Source organism: Pedobacter frigiditerrae, assembly GCF_004331645.1.
GTDB lineage: Bacteria > Bacteroidota > Bacteroidia > Sphingobacteriales > Sphingobacteriaceae > Pedobacter > Pedobacter frigiditerrae.
In genome coordinates this window covers 178,202-194,313 of record NZ_SJSK01000006.1, presented here as the reverse complement: position 1 = coordinate 194,313, position 16,112 = coordinate 178,202, and the positions used below count along the sequence as shown (strand labels likewise).

Annotated in this window: 11 protein-coding genes; 8 read left to right on the top strand and 3 right to left on the bottom strand. The window is 33.9% G+C overall.

The features are described from left to right. Positions 1-2 precede the first annotated feature (2 nt). From EZ428_RS20040 to EZ428_RS20010, 7 genes are all read left to right on the top strand, one after another. On the top strand, positions 3-1,508 hold the full coding sequence (locus EZ428_RS20040) for a TlpA family protein disulfide reductase (protein WP_131554987.1): 1,506 nt from the start codon (positions 3-5) through the stop codon (positions 1,506-1,508). A gap of 1 nt (position 1,509) precedes the next feature. Then, on the top strand, positions 1,510-3,060 hold the full coding sequence (locus EZ428_RS20035) for a TlpA family protein disulfide reductase (RefSeq protein ID WP_131554986.1): 1,551 nt from the start codon (positions 1,510-1,512) through the stop codon (positions 3,058-3,060). A 279-nt stretch (positions 3,061-3,339) separates the two neighbouring features. Continuing rightward, positions 3,340-3,549, top strand: coding sequence for a hypothetical protein (locus EZ428_RS24320; RefSeq protein WP_317126462.1), 210 nt, complete (start codon positions 3,340-3,342; stop codon positions 3,547-3,549). Between the two features lie 36 nt (positions 3,550-3,585). Then, positions 3,586-4,266 (top strand): LytR/AlgR family response regulator transcription factor, encoded by a 681-nt coding sequence (locus EZ428_RS20025; RefSeq protein ID WP_131554985.1) that lies wholly within the window; start codon positions 3,586-3,588, stop codon positions 4,264-4,266. A 104-nt stretch (positions 4,267-4,370) separates the two neighbouring features. Next, entirely contained in the window at positions 4,371-7,811 is a 3,441-nt protein-coding gene (locus tag EZ428_RS20020; protein ID WP_131554984.1) for a response regulator, read from the top strand. A gap of 12 nt (positions 7,812-7,823) precedes the next feature. Further along, complete coding sequence (locus EZ428_RS20015; protein WP_225871109.1) at positions 7,824-8,666, top strand: CheR family methyltransferase; 843 nt, start codon at positions 7,824-7,826, stop codon at positions 8,664-8,666. Between the two features lie 12 nt (positions 8,667-8,678). Further along, entirely contained in the window at positions 8,679-10,271 is a 1,593-nt protein-coding gene (locus tag EZ428_RS20010; protein WP_131554983.1) for a response regulator, read from the top strand. Here EZ428_RS20010 and pth read toward each other — a convergent pair whose 3' ends face one another. The 3 genes from pth to EZ428_RS19995 form a co-directional block, all read right to left on the bottom strand. Continuing rightward, a complete protein-coding gene (gene pth / locus EZ428_RS20005; RefSeq protein ID WP_131554982.1) occupies positions 10,272-10,832 on the bottom strand; it encodes an aminoacyl-tRNA hydrolase in 561 nt (186 codons plus the stop codon). 195 nt (positions 10,833-11,027) lie between these two features. Continuing rightward, positions 11,028-11,609, bottom strand: coding sequence for a 50S ribosomal protein L25/general stress protein Ctc (locus EZ428_RS20000; RefSeq protein ID WP_131554981.1), 582 nt, complete (start codon positions 11,607-11,609; stop codon positions 11,028-11,030). 76 nt (positions 11,610-11,685) lie between these two features. After that, a complete protein-coding gene (locus tag EZ428_RS19995; RefSeq protein WP_131554980.1) occupies positions 11,686-12,627 on the bottom strand; it encodes a ribose-phosphate pyrophosphokinase in 942 nt (313 codons plus the stop codon). A gap of 375 nt (positions 12,628-13,002) precedes the next feature. On the opposite strand from EZ428_RS19995, the gene EZ428_RS19985 reads away from it, so the two are divergent. Continuing rightward, positions 13,003-16,110 carry a glycosyltransferase family 117 protein gene (locus EZ428_RS19985; RefSeq protein ID WP_131554979.1) on the top strand — a complete coding sequence of 1,036 codons (3,108 nt, stop codon included), beginning with the start codon at positions 13,003-13,005 and terminating at the stop codon, positions 16,108-16,110. Positions 16,111-16,112 lie beyond the last annotated feature (2 nt).

The window sequence follows — 16,112 nt, the reverse complement described above, 5'->3', positions numbered from 1 at the left end:
TTATGTATTTCAAAAAAATTATCCTTTTAGCAATAACAATAGTTTATTGCTTATCAGCCACTGCTCAATTTAAACTAAGTGGAAAAATTATAGACTATGATGGGATGGAAGAATTAAAAATAAATATCCCATTGGTTTTCGGGTTTTATAAAGAGAATTCCGTTGCAATTCCAGTTGCGAAAGACGGCTCATTTAATATTGTATTACCTATTAAGGAATCAAAATTTGCCAACCTTATTTACAAGAGAATTTTTCATACTTTGCTTTTAAATCCTACCAAAAACCTGACAGCTAACTTAAGAGACACCACCTTAATTTTAACTGGCGGAACAGCTCTAGCAGAAAACAAAGTAATGCAAAAAGTTAATGTGGAAGAATATCCCTTCTTTTTAAAAAATGAGGGCAATAATGAATTCGCAAAACTTCCCTTACTACAACTGAAAGAACGAGTACTAAAACCCTATTTTTCACAACGAGATGAAAAGATAAAGATAGTTAATACATCAACTTTAACAGATAAACATAAACTGTTAATTATTACCGAACTTAAATCTATAGTTTACAATTACATTAATGATTTTGCACGGACTAGATTGGCTGACAAAAAAAAGAATGACAGTTTAATCGTTTATGTTTTTGACCACAGTGACAAAAACCCAGTAATTTTTCCTGCTGGGCCGCAATATTTTGCCTATGTAAGAAATTACTTAGGTTATCTGGAAACCAAGGCATTTATGCAGAAAAAACCAGATCAACTTTCGCCAACCGAAAAAATTCCATATTTCAATTTAACTATAGACAGTGCAACAAAACTAATTAAGTCATTTGGGAAGCCATATTGGCGATGGATTGGGGCAAATAATAATCTTTCTTTAAAGATAGTTGAACCTTACACTTATCAAGAAATCATCAACCTTTATAATGCGAAAGACCTTAAGCAAATGGAAGGTCTAGTCAATGCTTTTAACATTACTTTTACAAGAAGTGCTTATCAAACTGATATTACGCAAAAGATTGGCATACTACGAAAACGGCTCTTAGAAAACGAGTCTAATACTAACATCAAAATATTTGATGGTTATGAAAAGTTATCATCTATATATGATGTGATTAAAACGCTGAAAGGAAAAGTAGTATACGTTGATGTTTGGGGAACTTGGTGTGGACCATGCAAAGAAGAATTAACCTACAATCCACAGTTAAAAGAAAAATTTGCAAAGCAAGATGTAGCCTTTGTTTATTTAGATATGGATGAAGAGGATAAGGACTTTACTTGGAGAGAATTTATAAAAGTTAATGGATTAACTGGTGTTCATATTCGTAAAAACCGAAAAACCATTGAACCGTTTTGGTTAGAATTACTGGCAAAAACAAACGACAAAGAACAATATTATCCACAGTATTTTATATTTGACAAGAATGGAAATTTAGTAGTGAGTAAGGCAAACCGACCTAGTGACACCAATTTACTTTATCAGCAAATAGAGCAATATTTAAAAGTAAACTAAAATGCCGAAGATATTTATCTCTCTAACTATTCGTTGTAAAAACATGTATTTCAAGAAAATTATCCTTTTAGCAATAACAATGGTTTATTGCTTATCAGCCGATGCTCAATTTAAACTCAGCGGAAAAATTACAGACTATGACGGAAAGGCCGAATTGAAGATCAACATCCCCTTGGTTTATGATTTTCATGATTATAACTCGATTTCAATTCCCATTGCTCATGACGGCTCCTTTGAAATTACTTTACCGATTAAGGAAACAAAATTAACTAGCTTAATTTTTAAAGATAAAGTAATATGCGATTTGCTCTTGCGTCCATCCAAAACCTTAACCTTTAATCTAAAATCGGTAAATGAAGGCCCACTGTTTCTAGCAGGAACAGCCTTGCCGGAAAATAAACTGATGCAAGACATTGGCTTTGATGAACCGCCGTTCTTTTTCACAAATAACCATAATGATGCCTCAAAAACATATAACAATTTTTCTTTCTCTGAACTATTGGAAAATTTTGTGAATCCTTTTAAGTTAAAGCAACAAGACCAAATTAAAAAGGTTAATGTTTCACAAGTAGATGATAAAGACAAGCAGATTATTAGCAATGAAATTAACTATAGGAGCTATTATTTACTAGGTTTATTTACCCAAGTGGCTGACCTAAAAAAACCAATGCTAGATAGCCTTATGCTCGAAATATTTAGCACCTCGCCAGTAGCACAGCATACATTACCAGGGGGCTCGTATTACTACAAATTTGTGAGGTATTATATGCGCTATATAGATACCAAAATGGCTCTGCAAGTTAAAAAAGATAATATTCCAAACTCAGCGCCACTTCCCTATTACGGGATAAGTTTTGATAGCGCAATGATAGCCAGAACAAAATATGGAGCAGCTTCTATTTCATTAATTGGCGCTATAAAAAACCTTCCAGCCGCTGTAGTTGAACCTTATTTTTATCAACAAATAACAGATCTTTATAACGGTAAAGACCTAACTAATTTATCAGGCTTGGTGTATGCTTTTAATAGGCAATTCCCAAATGGTTTTTATTACAAGGATGTTAATGACAAAGTTGCCACCTTGCAAAAAATACTTTCGGTAAATGCTTCCAATAAAAAAATTGAAATAGTTGAAAAAATAAACTCATTAACAGACCTAATTAAACCGCTAAAAGGAAAGGTTGTTTATCTAGATATCTGGGGAACCTGGTGTGGGCCATGCAAAGAAGAACTACAATATATCCCAGAACTAAAATCAAAGTTTAAAGGGAAAGATGTAGTATTTGTTTATTTGGATATGGATGAGGAAAATAAAGATGCTACTTGGAGAGAATTTATCAAATTAAATAACATGGAAGGCATTCATTTACGGAAAAACAGGCAAACAATAGTTCCTTTCTGGAAAGAATTACTGGCAAAGGCAGAAGATAAAGCTGAATATTATCCTCAATATTTTATATTTGACAAGGATGGCAAATTAGTTGTAACAAAGGCGAAGAGACCAAGTGAGAAAGAAGAGCTTTATACACAATTAGAAAGTTATTTGAGGTAGTTAAATAAATAAGGGGTCACGTTGAGCATAATCGAGGTCCTGTATGATATAACTCAAAATCAAAATAACTAGGAACGATCAGGACGGCATCTTTTATTTATTATATTCACACACATTAAAAACTATGTCACGCTGAGGGTAGTCGAAGCGCTAACATAATAATCTCACATTTAAAATGAAATTATATTCAGTTTATATTTTAAAATGTAGTGATGGCTCCTATTGTACTGGAATTACGAATGACATAGAAGGTTTTATGAGCATCAAAATGGCGAAAATATTACCTGTTACACTTATAAAAGAAGATCTTTAATTTTATTGTTTTGTGAAAATTTTACAGATGTAAATCAAGCAATCGATTTTGAGCAGCAAATTAAAGGTTGGACTAGAAAAAAGAAAGAAGCAATAATTAATGATAATTGGGAGAAACTAAAAGATCTGTCAATTTGCAAAAATAATACCAGCCATAAAAATTATATTAAAAAATAGGCTTCGACTACGCTCAGCCTGACAACCTAACTATAAATGATTGCCATAGCAATAGATGACGAACCAATAGCCTTAGATATTGTTGCAGCCCATGCTAGCAAGGTGCCATTTATTGAGTTAAAAGCCCAATTTACTAATGCTTTTGAAGCAATTACCTATTTGCAACAATACAAAGTGGATTTAATTTTCTTAGACATTAAGATGCCTGACATTAGTGGAATTGAATTTCTAAAAGCATTGAGTAAACCACCAATGGTTATTTTTACTACAGCTTACAGCGAACATGCAGTTCAGAGTTTTGAACTTGATGCTGTTGATTACTTGTTAAAACCATTTTCACTTTCTAGGTTCTTAAAAGCATGTAACAAAGCCAAAGAACTTTTTGATTTACGCAATCAAGCTCCAGAAAGCAAAGCTGATTTCATTTTCATTAAAGACGGCTATGAGCAAATAAAAGTTTTATATAACGATATCTTTTACATCGAAGCATCTGGAAACTATACCCAATTTCATCTAAGCAACGGCAAATTGTTAAGTTCTCGTATTACGATAAATGAGCTGGTGGATTTGCTGCCAAATAAGCAATTCATTAGAACGCATAGAGCATTTATAATCGCCAAAAATAAAATCAGCAAATATGATCGTTCACAGGTTTGGATTGGGGAACAAATTATCCCGATAGGAACAACTTACAGTGATTGTTTACAAGTCTTATAAATTTGTTTCTTTACTAAAGAAAATCTCATATTATCGTTAATATTGTATGTTGTCCATTTGATAGGTGTTTCACGTGGCTGGCATTATATATTAATTCTTATTAAATGTTTAAACTCTCTTTTAAGCAACAGGTACTTACTGGATTTGCAGTCTCGCTCACTTTTGTGCTAATTTCGGCAATAAGTTCATATTTAAGTATTAAAAAATTAAATGAAGATGCGACATGGCAATCGCATACCTACGAGGTTATCGATAAAATCAGAGAAACTGAGGTTTATTTGTTAAACTCAGGGACTGGTTTTAGGGGATATATTTTAACTCAAAGAGAAAAATACTTAACGCCTTATACTCAAAACGTAAAAAAAATTATACCTACTCTTCATAGTTTAAAATTATTAGTTAATGATAACCCAAAGCAGGTACGTAATGTGGATTCATTAATTCATTACGCTGAACTTAAAATAGCCGACATGGAGCTAGTCCTTTCTTCCAATAAAGAACAAGGCCCTGAAGCTGCTGTTCGGGTAATTCAAACAGATAAAGGAAAATTTTTTAAAGATCAGATCCTAAAAATCAGTCAACAAATGATTAACGTGGAATTTGTTCTACTGAAACAAAGAAAAATAGAAGCTCAAGCTAGCAGCAAACAAACTACCTTAATCGTAGTTTTAAGTTCGATAATCATTTTTGGATTAATCTTATTCCTACTATCTTATATCAGACGAACATTTGACCAGCAAAAAGAAACAGAGATACAAATTCGCCAAAACAATACTCAACTAGAATTACTATCCACAGAAAACGAGCAAAAAAATTGGTTGCTATCTGGAGTAAAGCTTGTAAATGAAGCCATGCGAGGCGAACAAGAAATAGAGGAACTGGCCAACAATATTATTTCTAGTATCTGTAATTATATCAACGCACCTATTGGCGCTATTTTTCTAGGTAATAAAGAGAAGGGCTTTGAATTAAGTGGGGCTTATGCTTACGCTATAAAAGGTATTAAAAAACATTATAATTTAGGTGATGGTTTTATTGGGCAGGTAGCACTGGAGAAAAAATCAAAGCTATTAAGTGACGTGCCTTCAGATTACATTAAAATTAGTTCGGGATTAGGTTCTGCCCCTCCTCGTTACATTCATCTTTGCCCTGTTCTATTTCAAAATGAAACTATCGCAGTAATCGAATTAGGCTTAAATAATGCACCTAATGAAGCAATGGGTTTATTTTTAAGTGGAATAGCTGAGAATGTTGGCATTGCTATTAACAGTGCCTTTTCAAGAGTTATTTTAAGGGATCTTTTTGAACAAACCCAACAACAGGCAGAGGAATTAGAAGCGCAACAAGAAGAACTAAGGACTACGAATGAGGAACTTCAAGCATCTGAAGAAGAGCTGAGGGTACAACAAGAAGAACTAAGACAAACCAACTTAGAACTTGAAGAAAAAGCACTTTTATTAGAGGAAAAAAATGTTTCCATTAATCAGGCAAGGGAAGCCATGGGCTTAAAGGCAAAAGAGCTTGAAATCTCTAGTAAATATAAATCGGAGTTTTTAGCAAACATGAGCCATGAGTTACGTACTCCTTTAAACAGTATTTTAATATTAGCTAGAATATTAAAAGAAAACAAGCCAGATAACCTAAATGAAGATCAAATCAAATATGCTGGTGTAATCCATAATGCCGGTACAGATTTATTGAACCTAATTAATGACATTTTAGACCTATCTAAGATTGAAGCTGGCAAGATAGACCTTAGTATTGAAACTGTAAGGCCATTAGAAGTTAAACAAAATATGGAAGCTTTGTTTAATGAGGTTGCAAAAAACAAAAAAGTAAATTTTGAAGTTAACATTTCACAGAATTTACCTAGTAGTTTTACTACAGATCAAGGTAGATTAGAGCAGGTGATCAAAAACCTATTGTCAAATGCTTTTAAATTTACTCCTGAGAAAGGCGCTGTAACCTTAAATATTTCCGTAACTGATAAAGAGACCTCTTATTATTCAGAACAGCTAAGAAATAATTCAAATCCTGTAATAGCAATAGAGATTGTTGATACTGGTATTGGTATTTCTACTGATAAACAAAAGGTTATCTTCGAAGCATTTCAACAGGCTGATGGATCTACAAGCAGAAAATATGGAGGCACTGGCTTAGGTTTATCAATTAGCAAAGAAATAGCACATATTTTAGGTGGCGAAATACAAATTAAGAGTGAACTAGGTACTGGAAGTACATTTACGCTATTTATTCCGGTAGAACATACTGCATCAGACTTATTTGATAATGAGATTGAAATAGAGGAGGCACGGGAAATAGAAGAACCTATAAACTTTAACACTCCTTTTAAAATTGAAAGAGAGAAAAATGTGCTATTAATAATAGAAGACGACCTTAACTTTGCTGACATTTTGAAGGATTATGCAATTGAAAAAGGTTTTGAGCCTATTCTTGCGCATAGTGGCGATATTGGCTTAGATATGGCCATAAGTCAGGTTCCAGATGCAATTATATTAGATATTATGCTTCCCGTAATGGATGGGTGGATGATTCTTAAAAAACTCAAAGCGAATCCAATTACCAAGCATATCCCTGTTCATATCATGTCTGCTAGAGATGAGAAATTAAGCAAGGCCAAACAAGAAGGTGCGGTTGGATTTCTGAAAAAGCCAATTGATGAAAAAGAATTGGCAACAGCATTTAATTCACTTTCAAATTTTTCTATTGCTCAACAATTTAATAAAGTTTTATTGATAGAAGATCAGGAAACTCAAAGTCAGTTATTAGCACAACAATTGTTAGATAGAGGTGCCGAAGTAACACAAGTTTATTCAGGGAATGAAGCCATAACCATTCTAGAAGACCACAAGTTTGACTGCATCATCCTAGACCTAAACCTTCCTGATATTTCTGGTTTCGACTTATTGGATAAGATAAAGGCCGACCCGGCATTATTACACATCCCTGTTGTAATTAACACAGCAATGGAGCTAGAAAAAGAGCAAATGTACAGGATCATGCGTTACTCTGAGGCCATGGTGTTAAAAACAGATAAGTCTAATGATAGACTTATTGATGAAGTAAGTTTGTTCATGAATAAACTGAATACCAAGCAAAAGCAACCATCAGTTAAGGAAGGAAAAAGCTTATCAACTTTGGAAAAGGCATTAAAAGATAAAACCATTTTAGTTACAGATGACGATATGCGTAATATCTTCGCGTTATCTACTGCCCTGCAAGCTTATGAAATGAATATTGTAATTGCAAATAATGGTCGTGAAGCAATTGAGAAATTGGAAGAAAACCCTGAAATTGATTTAGTCCTAATGGATATCATGATGCCTGAGATGGATGGTTATGAAGCAATGGCCGCCATTAGAAAACAGAAAAAGTTTCTAAAATTACCAATCATTGCTTTAACAGCAAAGGCAATGAAGAATGATAGGGAAAAATGTATTGAAGCTGGAGCAAACGATTATATTTCTAAACCAGTTGATATAGACAAATTACTTTCAATGATGAGAGTTTGGTTAAGCAACTAAAAACATTTAGCATTGGAACACTCATCATTAACAATTAGCAATGAAGAACTAAATGAACTAATTTTAATCATTAGGAAAGTCCATGATTTTGATTTTAGCGTATATTCTCAAGCCTCATTTAAGAGACAGGTAACCAAGTTAATGATCTTAGAAAAATTAAGTCTTTTTGATTTAAGAACATTGCTAACAAATGATGCCAACTATTTTGAGCATTTTTTAATTCAAGTAACTGTAAATGTTACGGAAATGTTTCGAGACCCATTATTTTATAAATCAGTTAAAGAAAATATTATTCCCTACCTAAGCTCTTATCAGCATATAAAAATTTGGAATGCGGGTTGTTCTACGGGCGAAGAACTTTATTCGTTTGCAATGCTTTTTGCTGATGAGAATCTATATCAGAGGAGTTTTTTTTATGGAACTGATGTGAATTCAAAAGTTTTGAGTATGGCCAAAAATGGCATCTATAGTTTAAAACAAATGAAACAGTATTCAGAGAACTATTTAGCAACCGGAGCTATTAATTCGCTTGCAAAATATTATACAGCTAAATATGATGCCGTTGCCATTAAGCATGCGCTTAAAAAAAACACGTTGTTCTCTGTGCATAACTTAATATCAGATGGTGTTTTTAATGAATTTCAGGTTATTTCCTGTAGAAATGTATTAATATACTTTAGCAAAGAATTACAAAATAAAGTAATTGAACTATTTTATAATAGTTTAGCTAATTTTGGCTTTTTATGCTTGGGCTCTAAGGAAAGTATTAGAAATTCCAATTTATTAGCTCTTTTTAAGATCATAGACAAAAAAAATAATATTTACCAAAAAATACCTTTAAACACATCGCCCTAATCAAGCAAAACCATGGAAAAAATTAACGTTTTAATTGTTGATGATAAAATAGAAAACTTGGTTGCATTAGAGGCCCTGTTAGATAGAAATGATATAAATATCATTAGTACAACTTTACCAAATGAAGCATTACGTATTTCTTGGGAGAATGATATTGCTATTGCATTAGTTGATGTACAAATGCCAGAAATGGATGGATTTGAACTGGTAGAAATACTAAAAAGTAATCCAAGGACAAAAGATATATTGATTGTTTTTGTTACAGCCATTTCTGTTGAAACTAAATATGCAGTAAGAGGGCTCAACGTTGGTGCAGTTGATTATTTATATAAACCTTTAAACCCATTCGTTACTTCTGCTAAAGTTGATTCTTTTGTTCAACTTGTTCGTAACCAGAGAGAAATTAAGGCAAAAAACATACAATTAGAGAGCTATCAAAAAGAACTAATTAAAGCTAAAGAGCTTGCTGAGCAAGGTAAAAAAATAAAGGAAAACTTCTTGGCTAATATGAGCCATGAAATACGCACTCCTATAAATGGGATAATTGGTCTAGTAAATGTATTACTAGACACTCCCCTATCAGCTGAGCAGAAGCAAATGATAGAATTATTAGAAATTTCATCCAACTCTTTATTGGGAATTATTAACGATGTATTAGATCTTTCCAAAATTGAAGCTGGGAAGTTTAAAATAATAAGAGCTGAAACTGATTTAGAAAAGCTAGGCAATGCTGTAATTAATTTGTTAAGCATAGGTGCTAAAGCAAAAAACATAGAGTTAAAGCTAGAGCTAGATAAAGATTTACCTAAGGTAATCCTAGCCGACTCATTAAGGTTAAATCAGATTCTGATGAATTTAATTGGAAATGCTATTAAGTTTACCACAGAAGGTTCTGTTAAGTTGAAGATTGAGGTTCTTGATAAAAAAGGAAACAATAAACGCATCAAATTTTCAATTATAGATACTGGAATTGGTATTCCAAAAGAAAACATTCACAAGGTATTTGAAGTGTTTGAACAAGGGAGTGATGACACTACGCTTAAGTTTGGCGGAACTGGTTTAGGTTTGTCTATTGTTAAGAATTTGGCCAAATTAAAAGGTGGTGTTTTAAATATAGAGAGTGAAATAAATAAGGGAAGTACTTTCTCCTTTACCAATTGGTATGAAGTTGTTGAAGAAATAAAAAAAGAGGAACCAAAAGAATTAAGAGTCAATCAGTTCCCCCCTTTAAAGCACGTTAAAATATTAGTTGCAGAAGACAATCCAATTAATAAACATCTAATAATTGCTACATTAAAAGGATGGGCTATTGTGCCTGATGTAGTTGAAAATGGAAAAGAAGCCTTAGAAAAACTCGCTGAAAACGATTATGATCTCATTTTAATGGATAACTATATGCCAGTAATGAATGGATTACAGGCCATTGCACTGATTAGAAATGGAGAAGTTCCTGGGAAAGAAAATATTCCAATTATTACCTTTTCTGCATCCATCATGGAAAGTGATAAGAAAATTGCACTTGATGCTGGCGCTAATGAGGTATTAAATAAAACCTTTGAGCCAGAATTACTCTATGATAAGATTAGTAGTTTTGTTATGAAATAGTTATTTATTAAACAGGGTCATCGTTTGCGCAGGGCCAATGGTTACAAAACTCTTGATCATGGTTACACCACGATTAATTAAAGTTGGCAATTCTTTTTGCTCATCCTTATCAAATAAGCCCAATACATAATCTGCTTGCTGTCCCTTTCTAAAATTATCACTAATACCAAAGCGTAAGCGCGCATAATTTTGTCCGCCACAAAGCTCTTCAATGCTTTTTAAACCATTATGGCCTGCACTGCTACCTTGTAGTTTCATTCTTAGTTTTCCTAAAGGCAAGGCTAAATCATCAACTAAAACCAGTACGTTTTCCGGAGCAATTTTTAAATCCTTCATCCAGTAATTAACTGCCTTACCACTTAGATTCATATAAGTGGTTGGCTTAATCACGTGCAGTTTTTTGCCCTTAAAACTTACTTCAGCATAATAAGCCAACTTTAAAAGATCAAAACTTCCATCTAAGTCTTTTACTAGCTGGTCTGCAATATTAAAGCCGATGTTATGTCGTGTGTTGGCATATTCCGGACCAATATTGCCCAAACCAACAATGAGATATTTCATTTTGCAAAGTTAGAATAAAAGTCCGAAAGTTCGAAAGTCAGGAAGTATGAAAGAAAAATTCTAAATGTAATTAAGCCAATACAATTCCCATCATCTTGAAAATCCTGCAAATCCTAAAATCCTGATAAAAAAAGAAGCGGTAAAGAATTTCTTCCTTACCGCTCGTTGTTTGAAATAACTCAAAACTGCCAAAGCTTACTTGCCTTTAGCTGCTTCAGTTTCTGCTTGTTTTAATGCCCTAGACATACCTACAGAAACGATAGTATCTTCTGGTGTGTTAGTTACAACGTAATCACCTTTTTGCAAATCACGAACGCGGAATAAATTTCCAACTTCCATTTTCGAAATGCTAACCTCAACTACTTGAGGCATATTTTTAGGTAATGATTTTACGCGTAGTTTACGTAATTTTTGAACTAATTTACCACCCATTTTAACACCTGGAGAAGTTCCAGTTAATTTAACAGGGATTTCCATCGTGATTTCTTTCTCGTCAAATAATTGAAGAAAATCTACATGTAATAATAAATCTGTTAATGGATGATATTGTGCTTCTTTGATGATAGCTTTAACTTTAGTGCCACCAACAGTGATTTCTAAAAAGTTAGCTTCTGGTGTAAAAATAGCAGCGTTTAAGTCTGTTATTAATACCGCAAAGTGCATTTGCTCTTTACCACCATACAATACTGCAGGAACTTTACCTTCATAGCGAAGCTCTTTAGCATCGCGTTTCCCTACGTTCTCTCTTGGAGAACCGCTAATAGCGATTGTTTTCATTTTTATTTATTTTTATTAGTATATAGTATTTAGTAGCTAGTATTTAGACCCTAAGCCTTTTACCTTCTACCTTTTATTAAACTTTAAACAGATCACTGATTGAACCATGCTCATTTACATTAGCAATTGCCTTTGCAAATAATTTAGCTGTACTCAACACCTTAATTTTAGCACTCTCTTGTTTTAGTGGAATGGTATCTGTTACGATTAATTCCTCTAACATTGAATTTTCTATGGTTTCATACGCTTTACCAGATAAAACTGCATGCGTACAAACCGCCCTCACGCTACTTGCCCCGTTTTCCATGATCAAGGCTGCTGCTTTAGCCAATGTACCAGCGGTATCGCAAATATCATCCATCAAAACTACATCTAAACCTTTTACATCTCCAATAATCGACATCGATTCGATTTCATTGGCACGTAAACGACGTTTATCACAAATGACAACTTCTGCATTAAAAAACTTGGCAAAAGTACGAGCTCTGTAAGATCCACCCATATCTGGTGATGCAATGGTTAAATTCTTTAAGCCTAAGCTTTTGATATAAGGAACAAAAATTACCGATCCATCTAAGTGATCCACCGGAATATCAAAGAAACCTTGTATCTGTGCAGCATGTAAATCCATAGTCATGATGCGATGGATACCTGCTGTTTTTAATAAGTTAGCAACCAACTTCGCTCCAATTGCCACACGTGGTTTGTCTTTTCTATCCTGACGAGACAATCCATAATATGGAACAACTGCAGTAATATAATGTGCTGATGCTCTTCTCGCTGCATCAACCATTAACAAAAGTTCCATTAAATTATCGCTAGGCTGATAGGTAGACTGTACCAAAAATACATCGCTCCCTCTAATCGACTCATCAAATGAAGGTTGAAACTCGCCATCGCTAAAGCGACTTAAAGTAACGCTTCCTAATGGCTTGCCGTAAGCGTCGGCAATTTTTTTCGCTAAATCTTTTGTACCGCTTCCGGCAAAAATCTTAACTGGGTTAAATTGCAATGGCATGATTTGTGGGTATCAATGCTGGTTAAAAAAAATCGGATTGCGGTCTTACTCACAATCCGAAAAAAATTTGTTGTCCGACCTGGATTCGAACCAAGACAAACGGTACCAAAAACCGTTGTACTACCCTTATACTATCGGACAATTTTATTTCCCATCCGTTGTTCTGAAATGGAATGCAAATTTACGCTTATTTTTTTATGCTGCAAGTCTCAAGTCAAAAAAAATTAAAATATTTTCAAAACCCTATTCCAAGCGCTAATAAAGCGTTAATTTTTTGTTAAAAGACGTTAAATGTTTGTACTTATATCAATCTATTTCTTTATTTTCGGCAGCATTTTTATGTTCAAATAGCGTTAATTTTTATCCATTTATAGAATGAAATATTCAAAAATAAACAACCTTGTAGGCTGGTTTTGTTTCTTATTAGCAGCTGTAACCTATATTTCTACTTTAGAACCTTCTGTAAGTTTTTGGGATTGTGGTGAGTTTATTTCCGCAGCATTAAAAATGCAAGTGGTTCACCAACCAGGCGCTCCACTGTTTTTAATGATACAACGTTTCTTTTCGTTATTTGCCATGGGCGACAATACGAAAGTGGCTTATTTCATGAATGTTGGCTCTGCATTGGCAAGTGCGGCGACTATACTATTCTTGTTTTGGACGATTACCGCATTGGCTAAAAAGATTATTGCTAAAGGCGAAGAAGTAGTGAGTACAACGAACCTAATCACCATAATGGGAGCTGGGGCAGTTGGTGCTTTAGCTTATACCTTCTCTGATAGTTTCTGGTTCTCAGCAGTGGAGTCAGAGGTTTATGCCTTATCATCATTAGCAACAGCAGTTGTTTTTTGGGCTGTTTTAAAATGGGAAGCCATTGCAGATGAACCACGTGCTGATAAATGGTTATTATTCATCGCCTATATAATGGGCCTTTCAATAGGTATCCACTTATTAAACTTATTAACTATACCAGCCCTAGCATTTGTTTATTATTTTAGAAAAACTAAAAAAGCAACTAACGCAGGCGTATTTAAAACATTAGGTATTGGTATATTAATTTTAGCCTTCATACAATATTTTATTGTTCAATATTTAGTTTCTTTCGGTGCTTATTTCGATTTATTCTTTGTTAATACCTTAGGCTTAGGCTTTGGAACGGGCGTTTTATTCTTTGTAATTTTATTGATTACAGGTTTAGTTATAGGGATTAGATATTCTATCAAACACCAAAAGAAAATTTTAAATCTTGCTTTACTTTCTACCACATTAATCATATTTGGCTACTTTTCATTTGCCATGATTTTAATTAGAGCTCAAGCCAAGCCTAATTTAAACAACAGTAATCCAGATAATGCATTCTCGTTTTTAAGTTATTTAAATCGTGAACAATATGGTGACAGACCATTAGTTTATGGCCCTAACTATAACTCAATTCCGAAATATAACGATGACCTAACTGGCTATGCAACCGTTCAAACTGGAAAAACCTATAGAAAAGGCGAAACGAAATATGAAGTTGCCGACATAAAAACAGATCGTATTTATGGTGAAAATGAAAATTTACCAGACAGTATAAAAAGATTACAGCACGAAGTACTTTTTCCTAGAATGTATAGTGATGACCAGGGACATGTTAAATATTATAAAGATTGGTTAAGCCTTAATGATCAGGACTTCCCTTCTACAGTAGACAACTTTAAATTCTTTGCGAGCTACCAAGTTGGCTTTATGTACATGCGCTATTTCGCTTGGAATTTTATTGGCAGACAAAATGAAGATCAAGGCCAAGGAAGCTATTATGAAGGGCAATGGTTAAGTGGTATCAAACCAATAGATAAAATCTTTTTAGGTGACCAGAAAAACCTTCCTCCAACAATTGCAGAGAGCACTTCTTATAATCGTTTCTTCTTTTTACCATTAATTTTAGGGATTTTAGGTGCTTTATGGCATTTTAAACGCAATCAGAAAGATGCAGGAATTATTGGATTATTGTTCTTCTGTACTGGTGTAGCAATTGTTTTGTACCTTAACCAAAAACCAATGGAACCAAGGGAAAGGGATTATGCCTATGTAGGCTCTTTCTATGCCTTTGCCATTTGGATAGGAATTGGTGTTTTAGCCATTAAAGAATGGGTATTTAAGAAGCTACAGCCTCAAACCGCAGCAATTGGAGCAACTGTACTTGCTTTATTAGCAGCTCCTGTTTTAATGGGAAGCCAGGGTTGGGATGACCATAACCGCTCTACAAAAATGTTAGCGCATGACATTGCAGTAAGTTACATGGAATCATGTGCACCAAATGCAATACTCTTTACCTATGGCGATAATGATACTTATCCCCTTTGGTACATTCAAGAAGTTGAAGGTGTTCGTCCGGATATCAGATTAGTAAACCTAAGTTTATTTGACACAGATTGGTACATCAACGGAATGAGGAGAAAGGTCCATGAATCTGAACCTTTGCCATTCTCGATGAAAGAATCTCAATATGTTGCTGGGGTTAGAGATGTAATGTATCATGACGATAATAATATCCCAGGTTCTGTTGAATTGAAACAAATTGTAGAGTTCTTATTATCTGACAATCCTGAATATAAATTGGCATTGCGAGATGGAAGTAAATCAAACTACATTCCTACCAAAAACTTTAAGCTAACGGTTAATCCACAAGATGTAATTAAAACTGGGACTTTACCTGCTAGTGATTTAAGTAAAATAGCACCCACGTTAGAGTGGAAGTTTAACAAAGACTATGTAACTAAAGGCAATTTAGCTATGTTTGATATTCTGGCACACAACAATTGGAAAAGGCCTATTTATTTCTGTAGTACCGTTCCCTCTTCGCAATACAACGGCTTAGATAATTACCTATATAACGAGGGTTTGACCTTACGTTTATTACCATTACAACCTGATAGCACTGTAGATAGAAGTTCTGGCGAGAGCGCTCCAAATTTGGAGCCTATGTATCAACATGTCATGAATAAGTTTAAATGGGGTAATATTAAAACTGCTTCTTATTTAGATGCTCAATCAACCGATGATGTTTCGATCTTTAATAACATGTTTAACACTTTAACTACAGGCTTAATTAAAGCTGGCAGAATAGCAGATGCTAAAAAGGTGATGAAAAGATATGATGAGGTAATGCCAACTAAAATCTATGGCATTCGCACCATGATGAGTGTACCTCAAATGGCACAAAACCTATATATTTTAGGCGAAACGCAGAGAGCAAATGATTTGCTTAAAAGGTCTGCAGCTTTTATTCAAAAAGAAATCACCTACCTAGCTGATGTTACTGATAGTAAAGAAAAGTTAGTGGGCATGAATAATATTCAAATGGGATTAATGTTTGGATTAGAACCAATGGCTAGAGTTGCTACTCAATATAAGCAACCAAAAGTTGCCGAAGAACTTCAAAAACAATATGAAAGTTTAATTAGTAGGTTTAGCATGTATTTCGGTCAGCGACAACCATAGTT

What these genes read in the sequence shown, in the direction of transcription:
- EZ428_RS20000 (WP_131554981.1), bottom strand. Translation starts at nt 11,609, where the DNA reads ATGAAAACAATCGCTATTAGCGGTTCTCCAAGAGAGAACGTAGGGAAA.
- EZ428_RS19995 (WP_131554980.1), bottom strand. Translation starts at nt 12,627, where the DNA reads ATGCCATTGCAATTTAACCCAGTTAAGATTTTTGCCGGAAGCGGTACA.
- EZ428_RS20025 (WP_131554985.1), top strand. Translation starts at nt 3,586, where the DNA reads ATGATTGCCATAGCAATAGATGACGAACCAATAGCCTTAGATATTGTT.
- EZ428_RS20020 (WP_131554984.1), top strand. Translation starts at nt 4,371, where the DNA reads ATGTTTAAACTCTCTTTTAAGCAACAGGTACTTACTGGATTTGCAGTC.
- EZ428_RS20040 (WP_131554987.1), top strand. Translation starts at nt 3, where the DNA reads ATGTATTTCAAAAAAATTATCCTTTTAGCAATAACAATAGTTTATTGC.
- EZ428_RS19985 (WP_131554979.1), top strand. Translation starts at nt 13,003, where the DNA reads ATGAAATATTCAAAAATAAACAACCTTGTAGGCTGGTTTTGTTTCTTA.
- EZ428_RS20035 (WP_131554986.1), top strand. Translation starts at nt 1,510, where the DNA reads ATGCCGAAGATATTTATCTCTCTAACTATTCGTTGTAAAAACATGTAT.
- pth (WP_131554982.1), bottom strand. Translation starts at nt 10,832, where the DNA reads ATGAAATATCTCATTGTTGGTTTGGGCAATATTGGTCCGGAATATGCC.
- EZ428_RS20010 (WP_131554983.1), top strand. Translation starts at nt 8,679, where the DNA reads ATGGAAAAAATTAACGTTTTAATTGTTGATGATAAAATAGAAAACTTG.